Below are 25324 nucleotides of genomic sequence, written 5' to 3' on the forward strand. Positions count from 1 at the left end.
CGACAGAGACAGACCTGTACGTATAAAACCCCTCTCAGAGCGAGCCACGCGGAAGAGCGGCCTACCAGAGTATGTGTGGCCAGAAGACCGCGAAGGAAACGAGGACAAGCCCTGTCAACACGAGCGTCATCAGGACGTTCAGCACGATACCGGCCCGTATCATATCCCGCTGCTCTAGGTGGCCGCTGCCGAAGACAATGGCGTTCGGCGGCGTCGCGACGGGGAGTGCGAACGCGAAGCTCGCCGCGATAGCCCCGGTAACCGTCAGCGTAATCGCAGCCTGCACCGGCTCGACGCCGAGTGTTCCGGCGAGCACGCTCCCGAGGCCGATGAGGATCGGAGCGAGTATCGTTGTCGTCGCCGTATTTGAGGACAGTTCCGTCACCAGCACGGTGAACACGACGACAGCAAGCACGACGAGGACCAGCGGTGCGCCGACTAGAGTATCGAAGACAGTCCGTGCCAGCCACGTCGTCGCCTCGGTTTCGGCCAGTGCATCTGCCAGTGAGATGCCGCCACCGAACAGGATAATCGTCCCCCAGTCGATATCGACCAGATTCTCCCAGTCGTCGGCGCCGGAGAGGACGAGTGCCGGGATCGCGAGCAGTCCGACCACCACGAGATACAGGACGCCCCGATGCCCCGTCAGACCGAACACAGTGTCGCCTGCGCCGCCGAACAGTGTCACGAACACCGGGTCGGGAAGAATGCCTTCGAACAGGAACCCAAGCCCACCGAGGATCCACAGGCCCGCTGTAGCCGCAAAGATATACGCTGCGCGGCGACCCCCTGCCGACAGTGGCCCCTCCTCCGCAAGATACGCTTTCGCCTGCGCGTTCGCTTCACTCACGTCTTCGACTTCCGGCGGGTAGAGCCAGAACGTCAGAACGTACCACGTCAGTGGGAGGGTCAACACGACGATCGGAAGCCCGATGGCCAGCCACTGCACGAACGATATCTCGACACCGATGAGCCTGTCGAGAAACGCCACGGCGACGACATTTGGCGGTGTCCCGATGAGGGTCCCAACCCCGCCGACGCTCGCCGCGTAGGCCGTGCCGAGCAAGGTCGCGACCCGCATGTTCGATGTCTCGCCGTCGGGAACATCTCGACCGACAACCTCGGCAAGCACACCCAGCGCGACGGGGGTCATCATCGCCGTCGTCGCCGTGTTCGACACCCACATCGAGAGAAACGCCGTCGCAACCATGATTGCCAGAATGAGCAGTCGTGGCGAGCGCCCCATCCAGCTAATGAGGTGCAGGGCGATGCGACGGTCGATGTTGTGAGTCTGGAGCGCCTTCGCGAGCATGAAGCCGGCCACGAACAGGTAGATGAGCGGGTCGGCAAACCCCGAGAGTGCGGCCTCCATCTCGGTGTAGATGCCGAACACCGTCAGTAACACCGGTATCAGCAGCGCCGTTACCGGGAGCGGCAGCGCGTCGGTCACCCAGAGAATCGCCGCGAAGGCCATCGTCGCCAGTGCATACTGGGCGGCGATATCGAGTCCGGACGGCGTCGGGACCGCGGCTATCACAGCTGTCGAGGCGAGCGCGACGGCAATCGCCGCCGCCGTTCGTCGCGGTCGCGTTCGACCCGACCAGGTCATGGCAAGCCCCGCTGGTTAGTCACCGCGTCTCGGCGTCCGTTGGATATCCCTTCGGTCATGGTTAGAAGTTCGAAACCAGCACGCGAACCTGCTCGGTAGTCAGCTCCGACTGGTACAGATCGAACAACACTTCGAGTCGTTGCTCCGAGAGGCTCCGGTTGTTGTTCTCCAGCATCGAGATGTGAGCCTGCATGATATCGTCGATTTCCACCTCGACCTCCCGCTGGCCGAACCCCGCCGCGACGCGGAGGAGCCGCCACGCTGTCGGCGAGATGTCGTGGATGTCGATGTCGTCACCCTCGCTCACCTCCATCTGCTACTATTCCCCACCATCAGACGAATGAACATAACTGTTCGTCTTAGCGTGTCAGCCGAACGTCGAGAACGACGTTGTGTTCTTTCGGGGCATACGACCGAACAGTGTGGCGCGTTTCGACCGTCACGTCGTACGTCGGCTCCGCAGCCGCCCGGATCACTCGCTCGCCGGGACCGAACAGGTCATCCTCGTGCTGAATGTCGTAGTAATGCAGAACGCACTCGTCGGCCGCCAGACAGACGGCGGTCTCAAGAAACTCATCGGCGCTGTGGGGCAGGTTCATCACGACGCGGTCGGCCCAGCCCTCGTACTCGCCGGCAACCTCGCGTACGTCGCCACAGATACCGGTCACGCGGTCGGAGACGCCGTTTTGCTCTGTGTTTGCCCGGAGGTACTTGATCGCCGTCTCGTTGATGTCGGTCCCGACACAGGTCGCCTCGCGTTTGGCGAACGGAATCACGAACGGACCGACACCGGCGAACATGTCGAAGGCTCGCTCTCCCGCACTGACCTGCTTGGTAACACGATGGCGCTCTGTCGCCAGCCGCGGCGAGAAGTACACTTCTGCGAGGTCGAGGTCGAACGTACAGCCGTACTCCCGGTGAGTGACTTCCGTCCCCTCACCAGCGAGTACGTCCCAGTCGCGGACCCGCTGTTCGCCCTTGATTTTCGATGCGCGATTCAACACCGCTCGCACGGGGAGGTCCGACTTCATAATCGCGTCGGCAATCGCCCGCGCCCGCTCGTCGTCGTCCTCGTCGACAATCGCGATGTCGCCGATGCGTTCGTAGCTCGGATCGAAGCCGAGGGCATCCGCCGGCATCGTCTGGCCTTCGCGAACCGGCGGATCTGCCTCCACGACGGCCAGGTCTGACGGCACCGCTGTGGGGTCGGTGACAGGAACGTATAGCTGGCCGTCGACGACCGTGATATCGTAGCCGTCGTCGACGAGGTTTGCCTCGGCGAGGCGCTGGCGCGTCTCTTCGCCGGCCTCGCGGGGAACGCGAACGCAGGGAACGCCCATACGTCTCTTCTCCGACCGTGGGTGGTAAGCCTGACGCTTCGCGCCCTTTATGCCCGGCGGCGACCCACTCCGGATATGCTCACTTTCGTCGGACTGGGCCTCTATGACGAGCGCTCTGTCACGGTCGCAGGCCGCGACGCCATCCGGGACGCCGACCGGGTGTTCGCCGAGTTCTACACGAGCCGGCTGATCGGCACTGATCTCGAAACGCTGGAGGACGCGCTGGAGACGAGTATCGAACTCCGCGACCGTGCCGGTATCGAGCAGGACCCCGAGCCGATTCTCGAAGCCGCTGAGCGCGAAAGCGTCGTCTTCTGTACCGCCGGGGATACGATGGTCTCAACGACACACACTGATCTCCGACTCCGTGCCGAGAACCGCGGTATCCAGACCCGAATCGTCCACGGCACGACCGCCCAGACTGCCGCCGGTTCGCTGACCGGCCTGCAGAACTACCGCTTCGGGAAGGCCACAACGCTCCCCTTCGAAGACGCCCACGGCGGTGACGGCGTTCCGGATAGCGTCGTTGCTACCATCGAGGACAATCAGGACCGGGACCTCCATACGCTGGTCTACCTCGATATCAAGGTCGACGACCCCCACTGGGACGACAGCGACGACACGTACATGACCGCAAGCCAAGCCGCCGCCATGCTGTCGGAGCCATTCCCGGACACGCACGGCGTTGTCGTGGCCAGAGCCGGCAGTCCTGAACCACTGGTGGTTGCTGCTACGCTCGACGAACTCGCTACACAGACGTTTGGCGACCCGCTACATTTGCTTGTCATCCCCGGGTCACTTCATCCGCTTGAGGCGGATGCACTGGAGTCAATCGCTGGTGCAGCGCTAGAATAGCGAGTGTCGGTCCCGCGGCGCGGTTCAGTCGTCACCGGGCGCTGCGGGGCTCGACTCCGACCGGTCCTTTTCGAACGCCGTTCCGAGGTCGTACTCTGTTCCGGTCACGAGAAACAGAAGGTCCTCGACGATAACCGTGAGTTCCGGTAGCTCCCGCATCAGTACCCACGTCAGCCCGACGAGGACGATGACGGAGCCGAACTGCGCCACCATCCGGTCGACGATGTAGTAGGACACGAGCTGTGGGTCACTGAGGCCAAACAGCGTCATGACCGTTCCCGGGAAGAACTGCGCCTTCTGGAGGCCAAAGGCCAGGGCGATCCCGAGGTTCCGAAGGAGATTCAAGAGATAAATGATACCGACGGCCCCGACCAGCACGCGGAGCTTCCGCCGCCACGGTGCCTTGACTGCCAGTATGCCGCCGGCGAAGATGGAGATGCTGCCGATACCTGTACAGGCCAGAATAATAGTGTACGTTATCGGCCGCTCGTTCCTGTCGAACCAGAACGTGTTTTCGTAAGGGTACTGCTTCGACGCGATGTCGATGCCGTTGTACGAAAGCCCGTCGACTACCATCGGGTCGTACCCGATGAGCGTCATCAGGAAGGCGACCTGATCAGTGACGATCTCGATGATTGTCTGGCGGAGCGGCCCGATAGTGAGAAAGGGCACGTAGATGACCCCCATGATACCGATGGCACGGGTCAATACCAGCAACGACTCCCGGCCGTTCCAGAGTAAATAGCCGGTGTACAGCGACAGTGGGACGGCCATGACGCTTCCCAGTCCCTCGACGACGCTTTTCTGTATCAGTATGAAATGCGGGGCCAGGACGAGCCAGTACGCCGCGAATAAAACCCAGCCGGCCGTGCCAACGGGGCGAGCCAGTCGCGTATCATACTGCGCAACGGCCACGCTTCCCAGAAACGCCGCAAGAACGAGCCACATCAGCGGTTCCGAAACTGTGACCGGGTCGAACGACAGTCCAGCGATGTCGACGCCTGCCTGCAGGACTGTCTCACTCATTGCTCGTACGTTAGCCAAACCGGCGTATATGTTTTGTCGTTGCGCTACTGTGCGGTAGTGTCGTCAGACCGACCTATCGGTAGCGCTGTCGCTACCGGCGTAGCGCACGAAAGAAAGAACGGTGTTCAGGGACCGGAGGTGTTCCGGTTAGTTGTCGCGTCGGACGGCGAGGAGCGCAGCAGCGACGAGCGCGATGAGCGCGATAGCTGCCGTGAAGCCGGGACCTTCCGCGGCGGTGGTCTCAGCTTCTTCGGTTCCGGAGTCCATGGTGGTGGCCTCCTCAGTCTGCTCCTCGGTTTCGGTTTCCGTGTCCGGCGCTTCGGTTTCGGTTTCCGTGTCCGGCGCTTCGGTCTGCTCTTCCTCGGCTGAGACGGTCACGTTCGCACTGTCCGTGACGGCGGAGCCGTTGGCGGTGTATGGACCGTCAGCGCCCGGGAAGTCGTACGCTTCGTTGCCGTTGGTGTCGAGGTGCGGCATCGCGATGGCCGTGAAGTCCTCGTCCATCGGCTCGTCGAGCGTGATCGTGATGTCCTCGTGGCTGCCTGCCTCGAGGTACTCCGAGTTCCCGACAACGCTACCCTCGACCTCGCCGTCAAGGAGAGTGCTGTCGTGAATCACGATGAAGCCACCCTCGGACAGCTGCGCGCTGTCGACGACGACTTCGCTTCCGTCGGATTCCTGGTCACTGATGCTCACGGTGGCCGTGTCGGCTTCGACGATGCGGCCGTCTTCCTCGTCGCTGAAGTCAGAGCCACCATCGACGTCGAGCGTCTGGACGGTGAAGTTCGTGCCGGCGGAGTATTCGCTGAAGTCAGCCGTGGCAGTGTACGTGCCATCAGGTGCGACATCAGTTTCCGGGCGGAGGACGAACGGGTTCGCCTCGCTTTCAGACTCCATCTCAACTTCGAGTTCGGAGCCGGGGGCGACGTTCGTCGTACCAGTCACTTCCTGCCCGGCCGCGGCCGAGACCGTGACAACACCGCTGTCGTCAAGGTTCAGCGTCGCGTCGCGCTCAGACGTGGTGTAGATCGCACTGTCACTGTTGCGGTCGTCGGTCAGCGGACCCTCTCGGACGGAGAAGGTCGCGTTGAGGCGCGTGTCCTCTTCGCCAACGATCGTCTTGCCGTTTTCGAACGCAACGTCGCTGGTATCAACAGCGACGAAGTAGGTGTTGTTGTCCGGGTCGTCGACAACAGTTACGGCGCCACTGCTGTTCGAGAAGTCAATCGGCTGTTCCTCAGCGTTCGCACCGACATCGGTTCGGTTGACGTAGAGTCGGAGGCCGGAGTCCGTCGTATCAGTGCTGTTGATGCGGTCCGGCGTGGTGTCGGTCGCGTCAATGAACGCTTCGGTTGCGTCAGACGCGCTTCCGTCTTCCTGCTCGTATTCGAGTGCACCCTCGATACCGGAGGCCTGAATCTCGTGGACGACAACGTCCTCGGCTGCGAGGTCGTCGGACTCGGTGAGGTTCACGCCGATGCGGTCGTAGATATCGACATCGTCATCGTCGATCTCTGCGTCGCTCGGGGCGGCCCACGTATTGATGCTTTCAACGGAGTTCTCGTTGAGGCGAAGCGTCCCGACTGCGTCGGGGCTGGTGACGTCAGGGGAAGTCCCTGCAGTCACGTTGATCGAGTAGGAGCCGGCTTCAAGTGCGTCGTCCGAGAGCGTTCCTCGGTTGAAGCTGCCACCCTCTTCGACCTCATCAAGGTCGTCGTCACCAGGGACACTGAGAACCGTGTTGGTTCCATGGGTCCCAGCGGTGTAGCTGTTGAACTGAACAGTGACTTCGCCGTCACCATCTTCGTCGGTCAGCTGACCTTGGATGTAGTAGTTGTCGTCTTCCTGGCTACCAACGTTAATCACGGCGTCCTCGGTGTTGGACATCTGGACCGTGATGTTGGCGACATCGCCGAGCTCGTCCTGAACGGTTCCGGTTTCGAAGCTTGCCTCACCGTCGTCGGACTCGGAGACGTTGATCTGGTCGGATTCCGCGGAGACGCCGGTCTGGTTGTCCGTCACCTTGACGTAGTACGGACTGTCGTCGGCGCTCTGGTTGCCGAAGTCGAACACGACATTTTCGTTACCTTGGAGGTTTTTGACAATTGTGTCAACCTTGTCGTCGTCTTCGTTGAACAGCGTTGCGTTGGCCGGCTCGCCACCACGGTTCGTGGAGACGTTGACAGCCAGCGTGTCTGTGTCGTCGATGTTGGCACCGTCGCCGACATCATCGTCGATGTTCACTTCCAGACTGAGGTCGCTGACTGTGACGACCGCTTCCTCAGTATTGTCGACACTGATCGTGTAATCCTCGCCAGTGTCGAAGTCACTGGTGTCAACGGTGTAGACTTCACTGTTGTCAGTGTACGAGTCGGACAGAACGACGCTGTCTGCATCAACCTCGATGGATGGGCCGTTGTTAGTGGCGTCTGCGTCGGTGTCTTCAATGGCAATCACTTCGCCGCGGAAGGCGTTGATGTCCGTATCGTTTGAACCAGACGCCTTAATCGTCTCGGACGTCACATCAATGTCCTCAGCGACGATTGTGTTGTCGCCACCGGTGAGGTTGCTGACCTTGACAGTCAGGTTCCGGTTCGGCTGAACGTCCTGAGCAAGACTGAACGCGAGACGTCCGTTCTGCCCGTCAGCACCGACGCTGGTGATGCCGTAGTTGCTCGGGTTCTTGTTCCCGTCGAGGTAGACATCGATGTCAGTGGCAGAGACTGCGCTGCCGGTCGATCCATTAAGTGCCAGTTCAACTGTGCCGCTATCGTATTCTGCTGCCTGCTCGACGCTGACGTTCGCGGCGGCGGCTGCGCCACCGGAGAACGCGATGGTCCCGGCAAATACCGAGAAGACCATCAGCGCCGTCAGGAACAGACTGCGGATTTTTTCGCTTGTATCTGTCATGTTTGTGTTTGCTATCGGGCGACCCCAGCAGTTTTCCACCTGGTCGGAACGCGGCCACCGAGGCCCCGCATAGACCGAACCGGCGTACTCACTTCTGGCGTCATGGGTAGGGGTATCGGTACATTGCCCGAAGTGTGGTAAATGCTTTGTGGAATAAAGCTGGTAAGTATACTACAAGTAGTCATCAGCGAATAATGTTTTTGAACATATATTTACACCTGATATGGTATTTCCGTTGACCTGTTAGATAATTAGAGAGGATCCACGCCGGCTGAGGCAGTTGTCTGAAGAGCGCCACAGACCGGTGTGTCTCACTCGGAGTTCATTTCGAAGAGAGCGCCAGCGTCCGACTATACCCAGTCACGACTGACAGTCGGCAATTAGCTGCATGGAAGCGAAGGCACAATCCCGAATCGGGAACCGGGCCGCGAATCGGTGACGCTGTATGAGACTGTTGGCACTGCCCACGTGCGCGCGGAAGAAAGAACGGTGTTCAGGGACCGGGGGTGTTCCGGTTAGTTGTCGCGTCGGACAGCGAGGAGCGCAGCAGCGACCAGCGCGATGAGCGCGATAGCTGCGGTGAAGCCAGGGCCTTCCGCTGCAGTGGTCTCGGTTTCAGTGTCCATCGGCGTGTCCTCAGGCGTGTCCTCAGGCGTGTCCTCAGGCGTGTCCTCAGGCGTGTCCTCAGGCGTGTCCTCAGGCGTGTCCTCAGGCGTGTCCTCCGGTTCCTCGGCTGAGACGGTCACGTTCGCACTGTCCGTCACGGCAGAGCCGTTCGAGGTGTACGGACCGTCAGCACCCGGGAAGTCATACGCTTCGTTGCCGTTGGTGTCGAGGTGCGGCATCGCGATGGCCGTGAAGTTCTCGTCCATTGGCTCGTCGAGCGTGACCGTGATGTCATTGTAGGTACCGGCTTCGAGATATTCGGAGTTCCCGATAACGCTACCTTCGACATCGCCGTCAAGCAGTGAGCCGTCGTGGATGACAATGAACCCACCGCTAGACAGCTGCGCGCTGTCGACGACGACTTCGCTTCCGTCGGATTCCTGGTCACTGATGCTCACGGTGGCCGTGTCGGCTTCGACGATGCGGCCGTCTTCCTCGTCGCTGAAGTCAGAGTCACCATCGACGTCGAGCGTCTGGACGGTGAAGTTCGTGCCGGCGGAGTATTCGCTGAAGTCAGCCGTGGCAGTGTACGTGCCGTTTGGACCGACAGTTGCTTCTGGACGGAGGACGAATGGATTTGCCTCACTTTCAGACTCCATTTCGACCTCAAGCTCGGAGCCAGGAGCGACATTCGTATCGCCGCTCACGGTCTGTCCGGCCGCGGCTCCAACAGTAACGAAGCCGTCCTCGTCGAGGTTCAACTCCGCGTTGCGTTCGGACGTTGTGTAGAGTGCGCTTTCGGATGTGCTATCGTCGCTCAACGGCCCTTCCTGAACGGAGAAGGTCGCGTTGAGTGCCGTGTCCTCTTCGCCGGTAATCGTGTTACCAGACTCGAACTCAACATCACTGGTGTCGAGAGCAACGAAGTAGGTGTTGTTGTCCGGGTCGTCGACAACAGTCACGGCATCACTGCTGTTCGTGAAGTTGACGGGATCTTCATCCGCGTTCGCACCGACATCGGTCCGGTTGACGTAGAGTCGGAGGCCGGACGCACTCGAGTCATCATTGATACGATCCGGCGTAGTGTCGGCAGCGGCGATGAACGCCTCAGTCACGTCGGAAGATCCGTTATCTTCCTGCTCGTATTCGAGGGCACCTTCGATACCGGATGCTTCGATTTCGTGGACGACGAGATCCTCAGCTGCGACATCGTCGGACCGCGTGAGGTTCTCACCGATGCGATCGTAGATGTCGATATCCTCGTCGTCGATATCCGCGTCACTCGGTGCAACCCAAGTCCGCATATTCTCGACTGAGTTCTCGTTAAGTCGGAGCGTTCCAACATTATCAGGGCTGGTGACATCTGGGGACGTCCCTGCAGTCACATTCATCGAGTAGGAACCGGCTTCAAGCACGTCCTCATCGAGGGCTGCTCTGCTTCCGGTAAAGCTACCACCCTCTTCGACATCATCGAGGTCGTCGTCACCGGGGACACTGAGAACCGTGTTGTTGTTGTTAGTCCCAGCGGTGTAGCTGTTGAACTGAACAGTGACTTCGCCGTCACCATCTTCGTCGGTCAGCTGACCTTGGATGTAGTAGTTGTCGTCTTCCTGGCTACCAACGTTAATCACGGCGTCCTCGGTGTTGGACATCTGGACCGTGATGTTGCTGACATCACCAATCTCATCCTGTACAGTTGAGGTTTCGAAGCTTGCGTCACCGTCGTCGGACTCGGAGACGTTGATCTGGTCGGATTCCGCGGAGACGCCGGTCTGGTTGTCCGTCACCTTGACGTAGTACGGACTGTCGTCGGCGCTCTGGTTGCCGAAGTCGAACACGACATTTTCGTTACCTTGGAGGTTTTTGACAATTGTGGCAACCTTGTCGTCGTCTTCGTTGAACAGCGTTGCGTTGGCTGGCTCGCCACCACGGTTCGTGGAGACGTTGACAGCCAGCGTGTCTGTGTCGTCGATGTTGGCACCGTCGCCGACATCATCGTCGATGTTCACTTCCAGACTGAGGTCGCTGACTGTGACGACCGCTTCCTCATTATTGTTGACACTGATCGTGTAATCCTCGCCAGTGTCGAGGTCACTGGTGTCAACGGTGTAGACTTCACTGTTGTCAGTGTACGAGTCGGACAGAACGACGCTGTCTGCATCAACCTCGATGGATGGGCCGTTGTTAACGTTGTCTGCAGAGGTGTTTTCAACGGCAATCACTTCACCGCGGAAGGCGTTGATGTCCGTATCGTTTGTCCCAGTCGTCGTGATTGTCTCGGATGTCACGTCGATATCCTGAGCGACGACGGTTCCGTCACCGCCACTGAGACCGGTGACCTTGACAGTCAGATTCCGGTTCGGCTGAACGTCCTGATCGAGACTGAACTCAAGACGTCCAGTCGTCCCGTCGTCAGTCCCATCGACAGAGGAAACATTGTAATTACCGGGGTTCTCGTTCCCGTCAATGTAGACATCGATGTTCCCTCTTGGGACTGCGCTGCCGGTCGATCCATTAAGTGCCAGTTCAACTGTGCCGCTATCGTATTCTGCTGCCTGCTCGACGCTGACGTTTGCGGCGGCGGCTGCGCCACCGGAGAACGCGATGGTCCCGGCAAATACCGAGAAGACCATCAGCGCCGTCAGGAACAGGCTGCGGATCTTGTCTGAGTTTCCTGTCATAGTTTGTGTTTGCTATCGGGCGACCCCAGCAGTTTTCCACCTGGTCGGAACGCAATCACCGCAATCGCGTGTAGACCGAACCGGCGTACTCACTTCTGGCGCCATGGGTAGGGGTACAGTCTAAACGATAGGTGTATACTGTAAATGTTTTGTGGTTAGGATATCTGACTGTCATGACTGGTCAAGGATTGAAACGCCGTCCGTGGCGATCAGATGTAGGAGAAGCAGCGTGGATTCCAAGCTATAATTCCGTCATTCGTGCGTCTGACGGGTTGAATGTACATCGTGGAGCTGGTTTCATTGGCCAGAGATACCAGACCCTCACGAGTGCTAACTGCTCACTCAGGAACGAGTCCGCAGAAGAACCACACCTGACAGCTACGGCATGAGAATAGAGGAGGATTGAACGGTCACTTCCGACTAGTACCGTCAGTTCGTTACAATTTCGATTTCACGGCTATCGGGGTCTTTGGTGAACGCGTAACGGTCGTCACAGCTACCGGGATCACGGTAGTCCTCGGCGTGGCGCCCCATCAGCGTCTCCCACGCGTCGTGGAGGTCATCAGTCTGAACCGCGAGGTGCCCCCACGCGTCGCCAAGTTCGTAGGACCGGCCGTCGTAGTTGTATGTGAGTTCGACTGACATCGCCTCGTCGGGAGCATCTTCGGGCTTGAGGAAGTACAGGGCGAAGTCGTCGAACTCTTCGCGGCGGAACAGGTCGTAGTCGAGCTTTCGGGTGTACCAGCCGATAGCCTGGTCGGCGTCTTCGACGCGGATCATCGTGTGGTCGAGCGACCACTTCGCGCCGTGGTCCCGCTCGACGATCTCGATCTCATGGCCGTCGGGGTCTGTGACGAAGGCATAGGAACCGCCACAGGAGTCTGGGTCGCGGTAATCCTCGACACCGGCGTCCATCAGGTCGTCGTAGGCGTCGTACACGTCATCACAGCGGACGGCGATGTGTCCCCACGCGTCGCCCATCGTGTACGAGCGCCCGTCATGATTGTACGTGAGTTCGAGCAGTGCACCCTCGTCGTGGACGTCCTCCGGACCAAGGAAGACATTCGTGAACGTGTCGGCTTCCCAGCGGCCCTTTTCCTCGTAATCGAAATACGTCTGGTACCAGTCTAGCGAGGCGTCCAGATCCTCGACGCGCATCATCGTATGATCGAGTGACCACATACACGGCATGTGGTCCGAGCGAGCGAAAAGGCTACCGCCACAGGCGGTTCCGTCCGGATTCGATACTGCGGGTCACCGCGTCGCCGAACTGGTCCGAATTGCCGGCAGATAGTACCACCAGACCACGGCCAGTAAGACGAGAGAGCCTACCGGGACAGCCACGTAGTTGAGCCGCCTGTTGAATCCCAGAAACACGGGAAACTGGGTCAGACCCGCACCTGCAAGAGCAAGAGCGGTGACCCGAACATCCTCACGCCAGACGACACCGGCGGCAGCGCTGGCCAGGGCAAGGGCATACAGCAGGACGCCTGAGCCCCACGACTCGATAAACTGCGGGAGTGCGTTGGTAAACCGAACGAAGTAGCTATAGGCCGAGAGTAGCTCCGGCGGATTCGTATTAAAGAGCCCAAAGGAGAAGATGAGCGTCAGTTCTGCTCCGATTAGCACTACTGTCCACGGGACGAGGCCGGCAACGACAACGGCCACAAGACGGCGTCGGGGACCGCGATCCATATCTGGTCGCAGGGCTCCACACCCATGAACGCATCTACTTCTTTGTCAGAACTTGGATGTCGTGTGCACGCGCGGGCCGACGCGCGACAACCACTACCGGTTGGCGACGATTCGCAGGATATCTTCGTCCGCGAGTTCGTGGTCACGCCCGACCTGCTGTTCGTCGTGCTTGGCGCTCGGGCCGGTCACACGAGCGAAGCGGAACCGCTCGTCGAAACTTCCGCCGAGTTTCTCGCAGGCGTCGTCGACGGTGTCTCCCTCACGGAGGATCAGCGGTTCCTCACGGTCAACGCCGCGGCCCGGCTTGTCCATGTAGATCCGTATCAGGCCGAGCTCCTCCCAGATGCGTTCGGTGAGGCTGTCCAGCCCTTTCTCCTCCTCGGCGCTAATAAAGATCGCTTCGTCGGGGTCGATGTCCCGCTCTCGGAGTTCGTCTTCGACTTTCGGGAGGTAGTCTGGCTCAATGAGGTCGGCTTTGTTGACCGCGACGAGCGAGGGCAGGTAGACGCGGTTGTCCATCACACCGTCAACGAGCTGGTCGATATCGATGTCCTCGCCGATAGTCACGTCGGCGTTGACGTAGCCGTGCTCACGCAGGACGGCCTTGACTGTCTCGTCGTCGAGTTCGACGCCGGAGGCCGTGTTGACCGAAATCCCGTCTTTACCCTTCTTTCGAACGTTAACCCACGGCGGGTCCTGATCGAGGCGAATCTTGTTCTTGTACAGCTCTTCGCTGAGGCGGTCGTACTGGTCGATCTCGAAGACGGAGATGAGGAAGACGATGAGGTCCGCGGTCCGGACAACGGACAGCACTTCTTTCCCACCACCGCGGCCGCCAGCAGCGCCCTCGATGAGACCCGGAACGTCGAGAATCTGTATGTTCGCTCCCTTGTGCTTGAGCATCCCCGGGTACACGTCGAGCGTGGTGAACTCGTATGCGCCGGTCTCGGACTCGGCGTTGGTCAGTGCGTTCAGCAGCGTCGACTTCCCGACGCTTGGGAACCCGACGAGCGCAACAGTCGCGTCACCGTGTTTCTCGACGCCGTAGCCACCGCCACCGCCCGACGAGGCCTGCTGTTCGAGCTTCTCCTTTTTCTCGGCGAGCTTGGACTTCAGCCGACCGATATGGGCCTCTGTAGACTTATTGTAGGGAGTGCTGGCGATTTCGTCCTCGAGTTCCTGAATCTCCTCTTCGAGCCCCATTAAGTGTATGTCGGCCCCTCACACCGAATAAGGCTTTCCTCCCTCGTCGACGCCACCCCCGCGGCACGCGTCATGGCTGTCTTCCCGTTCAGAATGGTCAAACGACCCTCATGTAATTCGACACACCTATAGGCCACCCTCCGTCATATGTCGATAATGGGAGCGGCGAGTCGGTTCCGCGACAGTACGCAGATACTGCTGCCAGTCGGTGCGCTCGACGGGATTCGCGAGGAGTTGGAACAGCAGTTCACTGTGAGTGTTCATCAAGACGGTGAGCAGATTCGGATCATCGGCTCTCCGGTCGAAATCAAAGACGCAAGTGATTTTCTCGCACGGCACGGCGTGACGTTCGCCTGAGCCGACAGGGATCCTATTTTTTGTCGTGCTGGACGCTCCGTCGATAGAATAGTGAGCGTTCGAGCGTGTGGAGGCCTCACGCAGCGATCCGTGAAACGCAATCCTTTAAACCGCCGCGAGGATTCCACTATGTATGGCTGGAACTATCGAAGTCCTCGTTCCCGGTGGGGAGGCCAACCCTGGCCCGCCACTCGGCCCGGAACTCGGCCCGACACCGGTGGACGTGCAGGCAGTCGTACAGGAGATCAACGACCAGACGGAAGCGTTCGACGGCACCGAAGTCCCCGTCACCGTCGAGTACGACGACGACGGCTCCTTCGAGATCGAAGTCGGTGTCCCGCCGACGGCCGAACTCATCAAGGACGAGGCCGGCTTCGAGACTGGCAGCGGCGAGCCTCAGGAAGACTTCGTCGCTGATCTCTCCGTCGACCAGGTCAAGCAGATCGCCGAGCAAAAGCAGACTGACCTGCTCTCCTACGACCTGAAGAACGCCGCAAAGGAAGTCGTCGGGACGTGTACCTCCCTCGGCGTCACTATTGAAGGCGAAAACCCACGCGAGTTCAAGGAACGCATCGACGCGGGCGAGTACGACGACGTGTTCGCGGCCGAAGCACAGGCGTAAGTCGGACCGCTGTGCGACTGGCGTGTGTTTTCCCTTGCTTTCGACGCTGCTGAGCCACTGCACTGTCTGCTGGACCCCCGTCAACAACTGGTCCCTGCGAACCGGAAACACGCCCGTCAGCGGCCCTTGGGCTGGTTCGACGGGTTTAAGTGTCGCATTGGCGTCTACCCGCACGAGACAGGCATCCGCCTGTTTCACTGACCCGTAGAAGCCGATTGGCGTACTACGGAGGTGAACAATGGCAGATCAGGAAATAGAGAACGCAGTCTCGCGCGCACTCGAGGACGCACCTGAGCGGAATTTCCGCGAAACGGTCGACCTCGCTGTGAACCTGCGCGACTTAGATCTTAACGACCCGTCGAACCGCGTCGACGAGTCCGTCGTGCTTCCTGCTGGCACCGGTCAGGAGACCACTATTGTGGTCTTCGCCGAGGGCGAAACCGCCCTTCGTGCTGAGGAAGTCGCAGACGACGTACTCGACGAGGACGAACTCGAGGAACTGGGTGGCGACGACGACGCCGCCAAGGACCTCGCCGATGACACTGACTTCTTCATTGCGGAGAAGGATCTGATGCAGGACATCGGTCGCTACCTCGGGACCGTCCTCGGTCCGCGTGGGAAGATGCCGGAACCGCTCGACCCCGACGACGACGTCGTCGAGGTCATCGAACGCATGAAAAACACCGTGCAGCTCCGCAGCGGGGAACGGCGAACGTTCCACACGCGGGTCGGCGCGGAGGACATGTCCGCCGAGGATATCGCGGACAACATCGACGTTATCCTCCGCCGTCTGCACGCGGACCTCGAGAAGGGCCCGCTCAACATCGACACGGTCTACGTGAAGACGACGATGGGGCCTGCGATGGAGGTTGCCTGATATGAGCGCCGAATCCGAACGCAAGACCGAGACCATTCCCGAGTGGAAGCAGGAAGAGGTCGACGCCATCGTAGAGATGATCGAGTCCTACGAGAGCGTCGGCGTCGTCAACATCGCCGGGATCCCGTCCCGACAGCTACAGGACATGCGACGTGACCTGCACGGGACCGCCGAGCTCCGCGTCTCCCGGAACACGCTGCTTGAGCGTGCACTCGACGAAGTCGACGACGGACTCGAAGACCTCAACAGCTACATCACCGGGCAGGTCGGGCTCATCGGAACCGACGACAACCCGTTCTCGCTGTTTCAGGAACTCGAGGCCTCCAAAACGCCCGCACCCATCGGTGCCGGCGAGGTGGCCCCGAACGACATCGTGATTCCGGAAGGCGACACGGGCGTCGACCCCGGTCCGTTCGTCGGCGAACTCCAGAGCGTGGGTGCCGACGCACGCATTCAGGAGGGCTCCATTCAGGTCCTCTCCGACTCGACGGTGCTTGACACCGGCGAGGAAGTCTCCCAAGAACTCGCGAATGTGCTGAACGAACTCGGCATCGAACCGAAGGAGGTCGGTCTCGACCTCCGCGCCGTCTTCGCCGACGGTGTGCTGTTCGAGCCCGAGGAACTGGAACTCGACATCGACGAGTACCGGAGCGACATCCAGGCGGCTGCCGGCCGAGCGTTCAATCTCTCGGTCAACGCCGACTACCCGACCGCGACGACGGCCCCGACGATGCTCCAGTCCGCTCGTGGCAACGCCAAGAGCCTCGCGCTCCAGGCGGCCATCGAGGACCCCGAGGTCGTGCCTGACCTCGTGAGCAAGGCCGACGCACAGGTCCGTGCGCTCGCCTCGCAGATCGACGACGAGGAGGCACTCCCGGAGGAGCTCCAGGGCGTCGAGGCCGACGTGGCGACAGAGGAACCGACTGACGATCAAGACGACGACACCGCATCCGAGGACGACGCCGACGCCGACGACGCGGCCGAGGAGGCCGACGACGGCGACGATGACGACGATGAAGACGCCGGCGACGCGCTCGGAGCGATGTTCTAACAACTCACACTACAACAATGGAATACGTATACGCTGCACTCATCCTGAACGAATCGGGCGAAGAAATCAACGAAGACAACCTCACCGACGTGCTCAACGCCGCTGGCGTCGACGTCGAGGAGTCCCGCGTCAAGGCCCTCGTCGCCGCCCTCGAGGACGTCGACATCGAGGAGGCCGTCGACCAGGCCGCAGCGGCACCGGTGCCGGCAAGCGGTGGCGCGGCCGCACCCGCCGAGGGTGACGCTGACGAGGCCGACGAGGCCGACGAGGAAGCCGAAGAAGAGGCTGCCGACGACGGCGGCGACGACGATGACGACGAGGACGACGAGGCAAGCGGTGAGGGCCTCGGCGAACTCTTCGGCTAACTCGGTTCAACACAGCTCAGTTTTTTCTTTGCGTGCGCTCGACCGGTGAGAGGAGTCAATACTGACCCCGCCGATAGCCGTATCTCTATTGGACAAGTATGCTGAGCCACGACCGAGCTGTAATCCAGCGTGTACTGCCTGACATACGAGTCTGATTACACCGAAAACGGGTCTGCTGCGGCCTTAGCTACCGATCCTAATCGTATCGGAGTCAATCGAGATGGGTGAGTCGTTCGTGGTTGCGCCACTCTCGTCGACTTCCTTCAGGTAGATTTCACCCGTCGCAGTATCGTCAACCGACCCACTGGCCGTGTCGTTGTACACTGTGACTTCGTACGTGTAGTATCCGGCATCGAGGTCGGTATCGTAGCCAGCCCACGCCGGATACGCATCGGTCCCGGTAAGGTCACCGCTACCCACGGTGACGTTCTCAGTGCCTGTGTACACTGTACTGCCGTCACTCTTGTTCTTGACAGTGAGGCTCACCTCGCGTTTGTCGCCAACGGTCCCCTCATTGCGGACTTCGACGGTGACCCGTTCTGCACCGCCGTTCCGTTCAATGAGTGTGGCGGTATTGTATGTCTGTGTGCCGATATTGATGCCCTGTGTGTCGTTTACCACGACGTTCGACCGACCAACGAAAAACGACTGCTTTGCTGAGGTGCTGTTCCGTGTCTGGACGTAGTACGTGTAGTTACCGCGGTCAGACGGGAGGCTGAGGTTCACCTGCTTCGTCTCTTTGCTTGTGAGAACGTTGGTTGTCGCGGCGTCAGACACTGCGAACGTCGGGCTCGCGTCGTCGGTGTTCTTTGCATAGAGTTTGATTTCGGCGGTTCCGCCTTCTCCTCCGACGTTCGTGACGTTGACCGTAGCGTTTGCAGACTCGTCGTTGTCGATTGCGCTCGTGGCGCGCACAGAGTCGACTTGCATGAACTGTTCGTCAATGTCGCCGACGTAGATATTTCCGCCCCACTGCTTCCCAGTAGCGGACTCGGAGCGGTTGGGGTTCGTGAGATTGAATCTGTACTGGTACGATTGCCCCGGTGTCTTACTTGCAGTCGCTAGCTCAACGCTGAACTGCGCCGTTTCGTTTACCCCGATCTCCGTATCCTGCGTCTCGGCTGTGCTTCCATCGAAGGTAGGCGTAAGCTCTGCGGTACCGGCGGCGGTACCGACGTTTTTGACCGTCACCGTTGCCTCCGTGTCATCTGTCTTCGGGGTACGGGCGGGGACATCAACATCAACGAAGCTGAATCTCGGCTCCAAAACCTCATTCTCGATGGAGTTGGTTCTGAATATAACCACTGCGTCGTTGTAGTCGGGGTCGCCGTAACCGTATGCGTTTTCGGGGTTTGCGTTATCTTGTGAGAGTTCATACAGGTACACAAATTCACCGTCAGCGAGGTTTAGCCTCGCTGATCCGTTCGCAAGTGCGGTGAGCCGTTGCTCACCAAGCATATCCCGGAGTTTCCGCTGTGCCTTGCCGGCCTGCCCGTAGCCGGGAATCACCTCTCCATCGGCCAATATGTCTGCGTTCGAGCTGCTTTCGTCGGTAGAAATTCGGACCCCACCTGGATTGCTGCATCTCTTGGTGTAGTAGTTCGTGCCGTCTATCTTGAACCGAATGTCCGTATACGTCGTTTCATAACAATAGTAGGATGTGGCGGTGACGGAGAAGCTTGAATTCGCTTCGAAAGTCTTGGTGAACTCATATGGGTCCGAATAGTCGTCGTTGATCAGCCGCCGTTCGGCATAGGGGCCGTTCACATCGCCGTCTTCGAAGCTGTATCCCACGTCGCGCCACAGTGGAATCTCGTGGTCGCCGGACTGATTGTTGACGACCAGATCCATGTCTACTTTCGTGTGCGTAATCTGATAGCCGTTACTACCCTCAAGCTCAGCTCCCTTGAGTTCGATTGTTGCGTTGACCCGCTCGTTGGTTGTCATCCCTCCCTCGTCACGCTCGACCGCAGTATTCGACCGCACGTTTAGGAGTCGCCAGGCAGTCTGGTTTTCAGTGGTAAAGTTCACTCGATAGAGTCCATCTTCGGACGGCGCTGTAACGGTCTGTGTGACCGTCGTACTCTCTCCCGGGCCAAGCTGTTCGTCCGTTGACTTGTCAGCTCCCCAGTCTCTGCCGATGCGAAGCGTCTGGGAGCCTTCTCTGCCCCCAGTGTTCGTGACATTGAAGCTGACTTCGGTCTTGTTCTCTGGCTCGACCGGGTTGTCGACGCCGAGGCCAGTGATATCGAACACTGGTGGGGCCGACCCGCCGACAGTGAAGGTCCCATAACTGCGGTCGTCCGGCGTCTCGACGACGTAGGTGTAATTACTGTATGACGGTGCAGTGAGCGGACCGCCAGTGAGAGTTACCGTCTCTTTTTCTGAACCGCTGTTGGTTCCATTGAGCGTGAGCGTTTTCTCCTTCGATTCAACCTTTGTGTTCGACTCGTTTTTGATGAGTATTTTGACGGCGTCGGACTTACGGATATTGCCGGTATTTTTGACTGTCGCCGCGATCGTGACTGTGTCACCGCTCTTTACCCCACCCGGTGGCGAAACCGATGTCACCTCAAAGACACCGACGTCACCGACAACGAAGTAGTGGCCGTCGTCGCTGTACTGCGAATACGTGTCGTCGTCCGTCGTGACCTCGATATCGTAGGTCCCGTTCTCGTCGGTCGGCATCGCCGATCCAAAATCAACTGTCCGGCTGTTGCCCGGATGGACTGTCACGTGCCGCGTAGCGGTCACCGAGCCATTAACCAGCAGCGTGACGCTCTGTTCGGCTGTCATACTGCCGTTGTTTTCGACTGTGACATTCGCTTCTGGGACCTGATTGAGCCGTGCTGTTGCGGGGATCGAGACACTAGTTATATTCAGTGACGGTGATCCGGGCACAGCCGTGTAGTTGACCAGCTCGTAGGCTTCGTCTTGCTCAGATGCCACAGTGAAGTTGTGTACACCGCTGTCGGCATCTATCGACTTGCTCACGCTAGCTGAATCGCCACCAGTAAGCGTGACCGTGGCTGTCGCATTATCTGCCGCCCCGGACCGATTCAGTCTGATCACTTGGGTGTCTTGCAAACCACCAGAGTTCCGTATCGTGGCATTCACAAGTGCTTTCTGACCGTCTGATGGGTCTTCTTGCACCGACATGTTCCGTACTTCGAACACCGGGTCGCTCACGTTGCCAAGTGCAAAGTTAATATAGATGGTCTCACCCGGCTCCGCTGAATTCGGAGTCACCGTGACGTACTTGTCGTCGTATGCGTCCTGTGCCCAGTCCGCCCACGCGCGAGCGTAACTGCTGTTCTCGATTGTCAACGTAGCGTTGGTGACCTGTGACGGGGCACAGGTGGTGCTCGGCGAAGAAGAGTCCCACGAGCCGTTCCGTACGCCTTCGTATGTCGCCTCAGTGAATAGCGCCGTTTGAAGTGCTGCTTCGTGTGATCGGTTCGCCGTCGTGTTCGATTGAATCGCGACCGAACTCCCCCCCATCTGGTGCCCAGAGATATTCGCGAACGAGACTGACAGCGCCCCTTTATCGTAGTTCACGGCCGGGGGCGACGACATCGTCGCGCCCGACTCGGTCATCCGCCATACACCTCCGCCTTGATAGCCAACTTGTTGGCCGTTTTCCTGATACTGAAGCGTCTGCAACGTCCGATTCCCCGTCGAACAGGTCGAGTTACGGTTCAGCGTCAGGCTGTATGTCGCGTCGTCCGTCACAGCGACATCAGACCGAACCCGGTCCGGAAGCTTAACTGACTCACTGGTATCTGACCGCTGGAAGCTCTGATCGACCGACAGCAGCACCTCCTCAGCGAGCTCGACATTCGCGTCGTCGTTGATATCTCCGATTGTCTGCTGGCCCGCCTGAACGATCAGTATGGCACCAATGATGACTGCACTCGCCAACAACACCACACCCAGAACGTGCGATACACCCCGGTCTCCAGCCCCCCGGCTGCCCCACTCGAACATACTCAAATACATACCAACTATTGCACATAAATGTACTGTTTCAATATAAATTAATGAAGATTTATCACGGACATCCAAGCATGACTATCACACATACAGTCTCAACCCACCACAAATCCCACGCTACACGACTGGCGCTCCTGCTTTGCATTACAATATGTACAGCAACTATTCGGCAATCAGCCAAGACAATATGCTATTGTCTGTGCCATTTTCACTCATGATAGCGTAAGTGGTGGACAATAACAATTTCACAAACAACACAGACTCTGGTTTGCTCAGTACCTGCATCCGAGGGGACTAGACGCTACCTGCGAAGCCAGGACTGCAAACGCAACTTCTAATTGGAGAAAGACGTGTGATTACTGGTCTGCCCTTGTGGGTGACCGTACGTGTTCTTTACTGTTACGAACAGCGTTGTAAATTCGCTTATCTGGGCCGGTATCAAATCTGCCTGGCTGCACAGTTGACCCGTTGAGAGTCATGGTAACTCCTCAACCACAGTAGCACAATAAGGATGGACTCGCCGGGATTTGAACCCGGGGCCTCTCCCATGCCAAGGGAGTGATCTACCCCTGATCTACGAGCCCTTGTGTGCATTATCTGCTTCCCGATGGGATTGCTTAAACCCATCGAAGCACCGGGACATAGGGAACCGGCCTCATGGTCGCAAACAGATCAGTATTGCATCGACTTCCAGGGGTGCGTGGAGATCTGGTAATTGGAGTTACAGTACGGCCACAATGGTTATAACGCCTGATACCATCCCTACAGTAATCTCAGTTCAGTGAATCAGGCTTATGAACCGTAGGAAAAATGAGACGCAGTCTACCAACCGTCGTGTCGCCCGGGCACTCTGGATCGGAAGGCCCCAGCGCGGGCAGACGACACTGGACTTCGCAATCGGTATGAGCTTGTTTTTGAGCGTCCTGATATTCATTTTCCTGTTCATTCCGGGACTTTTGTCGCCGTTTTCGGCAGGGGTTCAGGAGGAGACGGTCACGACTGACAGAGTTGCCGACGGCCTCACAATGGGGATGCTTGGTTCGCCACAGCAGCCGTACGTTCTGGACGAACACTGTACGCGAGAGTTCTTCGCTGGAAACGCACCACCGTCAGGATGTGGCTACGACTCCGGTGGGAGTACAGAAGAACGGGTTGGGCTTGATCCGGCTTTGGAGAACGTGAACGTCACAATTCGGGGGAATGCGACGGCAACGGCAGCCACCGACGAAACGCTCTGTTGGGATGGAACAGATGAGGAGCTCGTTGCGGCCAGTGGTGGCTGCGGAACGATACTCACGACTGGCGGGAATCCGCCGACAAACAACGACGCGTCGGTCACTGCGCTGCGAGTGGTATCGCTGAACGGGCAGGACGTCACAGTACGCGTGGTGATGTGGTAGCATGCGTGCGCAGGCGCACACGCTCGAAGCCATCGTCAGCGGAATGCTGTTACTGGCAAGCCTGGTGTTTGCCCTCCAGATGACAGCGGTGACGCCGCTGTCTGCGAGTACGTCGAGCCAGCACATCGAGAACCAGCAGCAGGCAATCGGCCACGGAGTCCTCGCCTCGGCGGCGGCAGAGGACGCGTTAAAACCGGCTGTGCTCTACTGGGACAACAGCACGGCGCAGTTCCATAACACGGCCGGTGGTCGGGAATATTACACGAACGGGCCACCGGACAATCGGTTCGGAGAGTTGCTGGAGCGTGCGTTCGACCAGCGAGGAATCGCTTACAACGTCTACCTCAGGTTCCAGAATATGCAGGGGCGAACCGTCACGACTCGATACATCTACAGCGGTGAGCCGAGCGACAACGCAGTGCGTGCCAGCCACACAATCACGCTCATGGACGACGACCATCTGCGAGACGCGGATGGGACGCGAAACAGCACACGGCTTGGTGACCCGGCGACCGATTATACGGTTTCGGACACCGGGACGAACGTCTACAACACGGTCAGCGTGGAGGTGGTCGCGTGGCGCATCTGAACGACGACGACCGCGGACAGATAATTCTCATCGCCGCCCTGGCCCTGGCGGTGACGTTCATCGGGCTGGCGCTGGTCGTCAACTCCGCGATTTACACGCAGAACCTTGCCAGCCGGGGCGAGGTCGCCGGGAGCAACGACGCACTGGAGATGCGGGCAATTGTAGAGGCGAACGTCGAGCGGGGCATTATCGCGGCGAACAGGTACAACTACTCGACGCAGACGACGCTCGAAGCCAGTGTGCGTGAGAGTGTTCGGACCGTCAGTACACAGACGGAGCGACAGCGGGTCACGAGCGGGGCACTGGTGAACGCGACACTCACCGGTTCGCCGACATACGGCACACGGATCGCACAGAACGATACGTCACTGTTCGAATCCGGTGAGGCGACCCCGAGTGCCGATTGGATGGTCAGAGAGCGGGTCACTCGCCCGGGTGACGGCACGAACGCGACCAGAGGGTTCGTCATCAACGCGACGGACATCCCGACGGACTCTGCGGACGCGTTTGCTGTCACAGCGAACGGTACCGGTGGCAACCCGAAATGGACGATGCAGGTCTGGGGGGATGTCGGACCCGGTGGGACCGTAAACGTGGAAGTCGACACACCGAGCGGCACACAGACGTGTACCGTCCCTATCGAGGAGCCGTATGCCCACATTGACGTGACTGACGGAACAGTGCAGAGCAAACCGTGCCTCGCGCTGCAGGGCGGGAGTTTCGACGGACGGTTCGCCCACGGTGTCGGTGACGAGTACAACATCACGTACGAATCGGGCGACCAGATCAGGGGGAACTACTCGCTGGTCGTCCGCGATAGCACGCCAGCAAGCACGCTCGATACAGCACCTGCGTCGCCGTTCAGCACGACCGCGATTTATAATACGACCGTCCGCTACCGCTACGACACCTCGAACTTACGGTACGAGGCAAAGATACGGGTGGCCCCGGGTGAGCCGGATGCGTCGTAACCGCGCCGTCTCGACGACGCTGAGCTACACGCTGAGCCTGGCCATCGCCTCGATTCTGGTGTCTGGCCTCCTCATTGCCGGCGGGAACTTCGTCGAGGACCGGCAGGAGCAGGTTATCAGAGACGAGCTCGAAGTCATCGGACAGCAGGTCGCCGCCGACATCGGGCGTATTGATCGGCTGGTGGTCGCTGCCGACACCGACCCGACTGCGCGGCTGAATCACACGTTCCCGGCGCGGGTGAGTGGGTCCGGCTACCGGGTCTCGATTGCCCCCGCCGCCGATGAACTAACGCTCGAATCGACATCGCCGGAGGTGTCGGTGACTGTGTCACTCACAACCTGGACAGACCTGGGAGACTCCACCGCTGACGGCGGTGTAATAGCCGTGTTCTACGACGAATCGAGCGGGCAACTGGAGGTCCGAAATGGCTGACCGCGCCGTCAGCGAGGTGTTGAGCTTCGCTCTGGTGTTCAGTCTCATTGTAGCTTCGATAATTCTTGTCTCGGTGAGCGGTCTGGGGGCGTTACAGAACGCCCGGGATGCGGAGCAGATAGAGAACGCTGAGCGGGCGTTTGACGTGCTCTCGGACAACATCGCAGACCTCCACAAACAGGGCGCACCGAGCCGTGCCACGGAGGTCAGTCTCGGTGAGGCATCGCTCAGGACGGGTGAAAACACGACAATATCGGTCCAAGTCCACGACGGGACCACTCCCAAAGACGTCGGAACATGGAAGATCCGCCCAATCATATACGCCGGCAATCAGGAACGAGCGCTCGTATACGAAGCCGGGGCAGTGTATCGGACGAACCGGGACGGTGGGGTACAGAAACGAACGCCGCCGATACTCGTCTCGGACGACCGCGCACTCATCACTGTGGTCGGTACGACCGCCAGTGAACAGCAGAGCCTGGGCGGCTCGACGGTGCTCGTCCGGACAACCCACCGCGACAGCAACGTGTCGTTCGCCGATACCGGTGGAAACATCGAACACGTCAACGTCAGTGTCGACTCAACCCCACAGCGTGAGGCACTCTGGCAGTCGTACTTCGAGAGTGAAGGGTTCAGCTGCGGGGCCAACGGCTGGTGTAACTTCACGTCGTCCGGCGGCATCCAGCGGACGTACGTCGTCTACCACGATATTGCGGTTGACATCGACCAGTAATGGATCGC

The 25324-nt window shown here is 59.4% G+C and carries 21 protein-coding genes and 1 tRNA gene; 11 read left to right on the forward strand and 11 right to left on the reverse strand.

Features of this window, described 5'->3' with window-relative positions:
- Positions 1 to 61 precede the first annotated feature (61 nt).
- From DVK00_RS00530 to DVK00_RS00540, 3 genes are all read right to left on the reverse strand, one after another.
- Positions 62 to 1609, reverse strand: a complete 1548-nt coding sequence (locus tag DVK00_RS00530; protein ID WP_121577086.1) for a DASS family sodium-coupled anion symporter — start codon at positions 1607 to 1609, stop codon at positions 62 to 64.
- Positions 1610 to 1670: 61 nt separating this feature from the next.
- Positions 1671 to 1922: a hypothetical protein gene (locus DVK00_RS00535; RefSeq protein WP_101350451.1), complete on the reverse strand. Its 252-nt coding sequence runs from the start codon at positions 1920 to 1922 to the stop codon at positions 1671 to 1673.
- Positions 1923 to 1968: 46 nt separating this feature from the next.
- Positions 1969 to 2949 (reverse strand): class I SAM-dependent methyltransferase family protein, encoded by a 981-nt coding sequence (locus tag DVK00_RS00540; protein ID WP_121577087.1) that lies wholly within the window; start codon positions 2947 to 2949, stop codon positions 1969 to 1971.
- Between the two features lie 75 nt (positions 2950 to 3024).
- On the opposite strand from DVK00_RS00540, the gene dph5 reads away from it, so the two are divergent.
- On the forward strand, positions 3025 to 3804 hold the full coding sequence (gene dph5 / locus DVK00_RS00545; protein WP_121513075.1) for a diphthine synthase: 780 nt from the start codon (positions 3025 to 3027) through the stop codon (positions 3802 to 3804).
- 24 nt (positions 3805 to 3828) lie between these two features.
- On the opposite strand, the gene artA is transcribed toward dph5, so the two are convergent.
- The 6 genes from artA to DVK00_RS00575 form a co-directional block, all read right to left on the reverse strand.
- On the reverse strand, positions 3829 to 4830 hold the full coding sequence (gene artA / locus DVK00_RS00550; RefSeq protein WP_101350454.1) for an archaeosortase A: 1002 nt from the start codon (positions 4828 to 4830) through the stop codon (positions 3829 to 3831).
- A gap of 147 nt (positions 4831 to 4977) precedes the next feature.
- Positions 4978 to 7740: a BGTF surface domain-containing protein gene (locus tag DVK00_RS00555; protein ID WP_121535094.1), complete on the reverse strand. Its 2763-nt coding sequence runs from the start codon at positions 7738 to 7740 to the stop codon at positions 4978 to 4980.
- A 515-nt stretch (positions 7741 to 8255) separates the two neighbouring features.
- Positions 8256 to 11027, reverse strand: coding sequence for a BGTF surface domain-containing protein (locus tag DVK00_RS00560; protein WP_101350456.1), 2772 nt, complete (start codon positions 11025 to 11027; stop codon positions 8256 to 8258).
- A gap of 429 nt (positions 11028 to 11456) precedes the next feature.
- The gene (locus DVK00_RS00565; protein WP_101350457.1) at positions 11457 to 12209 is read right to left on the reverse strand and encodes a VOC family protein; all 753 of its coding nucleotides are present in this window, start codon (positions 12207 to 12209) and stop codon (positions 11457 to 11459) included.
- 72 nt (positions 12210 to 12281) lie between these two features.
- Entirely contained in the window at positions 12282 to 12722 is a 441-nt protein-coding gene (locus DVK00_RS00570; RefSeq protein ID WP_101350458.1) for a TIGR04206 family protein, read from the reverse strand.
- A gap of 93 nt (positions 12723 to 12815) precedes the next feature.
- Positions 12816 to 13925 (reverse strand): GTP-binding protein, encoded by a 1110-nt coding sequence (locus DVK00_RS00575; protein WP_101350459.1) that lies wholly within the window; start codon positions 13923 to 13925, stop codon positions 12816 to 12818.
- 156 nt (positions 13926 to 14081) lie between these two features.
- Here DVK00_RS00575 and DVK00_RS00580 point away from each other — a divergent pair, with 156 nt between their 5' ends.
- From DVK00_RS00580 to rpl12p, 5 genes are all read left to right on the forward strand, one after another.
- Entirely contained in the window at positions 14082 to 14282 is a 201-nt protein-coding gene (locus DVK00_RS00580; protein WP_044951920.1) for a hypothetical protein, read from the forward strand.
- Between the two features lie 133 nt (positions 14283 to 14415).
- Complete coding sequence (locus tag DVK00_RS00585) at positions 14416 to 14904, forward strand: 50S ribosomal protein L11 (RefSeq protein ID WP_121577088.1); 489 nt, start codon at positions 14416 to 14418, stop codon at positions 14902 to 14904.
- 238 nt (positions 14905 to 15142) lie between these two features.
- Positions 15143 to 15781 (forward strand): 50S ribosomal protein L1, encoded by a 639-nt coding sequence (locus DVK00_RS00590; RefSeq protein ID WP_053969032.1) that lies wholly within the window; start codon positions 15143 to 15145, stop codon positions 15779 to 15781.
- A gap of 1 nt (position 15782) precedes the next feature.
- A complete protein-coding gene (locus DVK00_RS00595; protein ID WP_121513069.1) occupies positions 15783 to 16832 on the forward strand; it encodes a 50S ribosomal protein L10 in 1050 nt (349 codons plus the stop codon).
- Between the two features lie 17 nt (positions 16833 to 16849).
- A complete protein-coding gene (gene rpl12p, locus DVK00_RS00600) occupies positions 16850 to 17197 on the forward strand; it encodes a 50S ribosomal protein P1 (protein ID WP_121577089.1) in 348 nt (115 codons plus the stop codon).
- 183 nt (positions 17198 to 17380) lie between these two features.
- Here the strand turns inward: rpl12p and DVK00_RS00605 are convergent, their stop codons facing one another.
- Positions 17381 to 21184: a CARDB domain-containing protein gene (locus DVK00_RS00605; RefSeq protein ID WP_121577090.1), complete on the reverse strand. Its 3804-nt coding sequence runs from the start codon at positions 21182 to 21184 to the stop codon at positions 17381 to 17383.
- 518 nt (positions 21185 to 21702) lie between these two features.
- A tRNA-Ala gene (locus tag DVK00_RS00610) sits at positions 21703 to 21774 on the reverse strand.
- 210 nt (positions 21775 to 21984) lie between these two features.
- Between DVK00_RS00610 and DVK00_RS00615 the strand changes: the two genes are divergently transcribed.
- The 5 genes from DVK00_RS00615 to DVK00_RS00635 are packed head-to-tail and all read left to right on the forward strand — an operon-like array spanning position 21985 to position 25316.
- On the forward strand, positions 21985 to 22590 hold the full coding sequence (locus tag DVK00_RS00615; RefSeq protein WP_101350465.1) for a hypothetical protein: 606 nt from the start codon (positions 21985 to 21987) through the stop codon (positions 22588 to 22590).
- Position 22591: 1 nt separating this feature from the next.
- Complete coding sequence (locus tag DVK00_RS00620) at positions 22592 to 23179, forward strand: hypothetical protein (RefSeq protein ID WP_101350466.1); 588 nt, start codon at positions 22592 to 22594, stop codon at positions 23177 to 23179.
- Positions 23167 to 24150: a hypothetical protein gene (locus DVK00_RS00625; RefSeq protein ID WP_101350467.1), complete on the forward strand. Its 984-nt coding sequence runs from the start codon at positions 23167 to 23169 to the stop codon at positions 24148 to 24150. Before DVK00_RS00620 ends, DVK00_RS00625 begins: the two co-directional genes overlap by 13 nt.
- Complete coding sequence (locus tag DVK00_RS00630) at positions 24140 to 24583, forward strand: hypothetical protein (RefSeq protein WP_121577091.1); 444 nt, start codon at positions 24140 to 24142, stop codon at positions 24581 to 24583. Before DVK00_RS00625 ends, DVK00_RS00630 begins: the two co-directional genes overlap by 11 nt.
- The gene (locus DVK00_RS00635) at positions 24576 to 25316 is read left to right on the forward strand and encodes a hypothetical protein (protein ID WP_101350469.1); all 741 of its coding nucleotides are present in this window, start codon (positions 24576 to 24578) and stop codon (positions 25314 to 25316) included. Before DVK00_RS00630 ends, DVK00_RS00635 begins: the two co-directional genes overlap by 8 nt.
- Positions 25317 to 25324 lie beyond the last annotated feature (8 nt).

The organism is Haloarcula sp. Atlit-47R, assembly GCF_003665985.1.
In the GTDB taxonomy this organism is placed as follows: Archaea; Halobacteriota; Halobacteria; order Halobacteriales; family Haloarculaceae; genus Haloarcula; species Haloarcula taiwanensis.

Coding starts and splice junctions, on each gene's coding strand:
- rpl12p (WP_121577089.1), top strand. CDS start 16,850: ATGGAATACGTATACGCTGCACTCATCCTGAACGAATCGGGCGAAGAA.
- DVK00_RS00530 (WP_121577086.1), bottom strand. CDS start 1,609: ATGACCTGGTCGGGTCGAACGCGACCGCGACGAACGGCGGCGGCGATT.
- DVK00_RS00535 (WP_101350451.1), bottom strand. CDS start 1,922: ATGGAGGTGAGCGAGGGTGACGACATCGACATCCACGACATCTCGCCG.
- DVK00_RS00590 (WP_053969032.1), top strand. CDS start 15,143: ATGGCAGATCAGGAAATAGAGAACGCAGTCTCGCGCGCACTCGAGGAC.
- DVK00_RS00630 (WP_121577091.1), top strand. CDS start 24,140: ATGCGTCGTAACCGCGCCGTCTCGACGACGCTGAGCTACACGCTGAGC.
- dph5 (WP_121513075.1), top strand. CDS start 3,025: ATGCTCACTTTCGTCGGACTGGGCCTCTATGACGAGCGCTCTGTCACG.
- DVK00_RS00595 (WP_121513069.1), top strand. CDS start 15,783: ATGAGCGCCGAATCCGAACGCAAGACCGAGACCATTCCCGAGTGGAAG.
- DVK00_RS00620 (WP_101350466.1), top strand. CDS start 22,592: ATGCGTGCGCAGGCGCACACGCTCGAAGCCATCGTCAGCGGAATGCTG.
- DVK00_RS00605 (WP_121577090.1), bottom strand. CDS start 21,184: ATGTTCGAGTGGGGCAGCCGGGGGGCTGGAGACCGGGGTGTATCGCAC.
- DVK00_RS00570 (WP_101350458.1), bottom strand. CDS start 12,722: ATGGATCGCGGTCCCCGACGCCGTCTTGTGGCCGTTGTCGTTGCCGGC.
- DVK00_RS00615 (WP_101350465.1), top strand. CDS start 21,985: ATGAACCGTAGGAAAAATGAGACGCAGTCTACCAACCGTCGTGTCGCC.
- DVK00_RS00575 (WP_101350459.1), bottom strand. CDS start 13,925: ATGGGGCTCGAAGAGGAGATTCAGGAACTCGAGGACGAAATCGCCAGC.
- DVK00_RS00540 (WP_121577087.1), bottom strand. CDS start 2,949: ATGGGCGTTCCCTGCGTTCGCGTTCCCCGCGAGGCCGGCGAAGAGACG.
- DVK00_RS00565 (WP_101350457.1), bottom strand. CDS start 12,209: ATGTGGTCACTCGATCATACGATGATGCGCGTCGAGGATCTGGACGCC.
- DVK00_RS00635 (WP_101350469.1), top strand. CDS start 24,576: ATGGCTGACCGCGCCGTCAGCGAGGTGTTGAGCTTCGCTCTGGTGTTC.
- DVK00_RS00555 (WP_121535094.1), bottom strand. CDS start 7,740: ATGACAGATACAAGCGAAAAAATCCGCAGTCTGTTCCTGACGGCGCTG.
- DVK00_RS00580 (WP_044951920.1), top strand. CDS start 14,082: ATGGGAGCGGCGAGTCGGTTCCGCGACAGTACGCAGATACTGCTGCCA.
- artA (WP_101350454.1), bottom strand. CDS start 4,830: ATGAGTGAGACAGTCCTGCAGGCAGGCGTCGACATCGCTGGACTGTCG.
- DVK00_RS00560 (WP_101350456.1), bottom strand. CDS start 11,027: ATGACAGGAAACTCAGACAAGATCCGCAGCCTGTTCCTGACGGCGCTG.
- DVK00_RS00585 (WP_121577088.1), top strand. CDS start 14,416: ATGGCTGGAACTATCGAAGTCCTCGTTCCCGGTGGGGAGGCCAACCCT.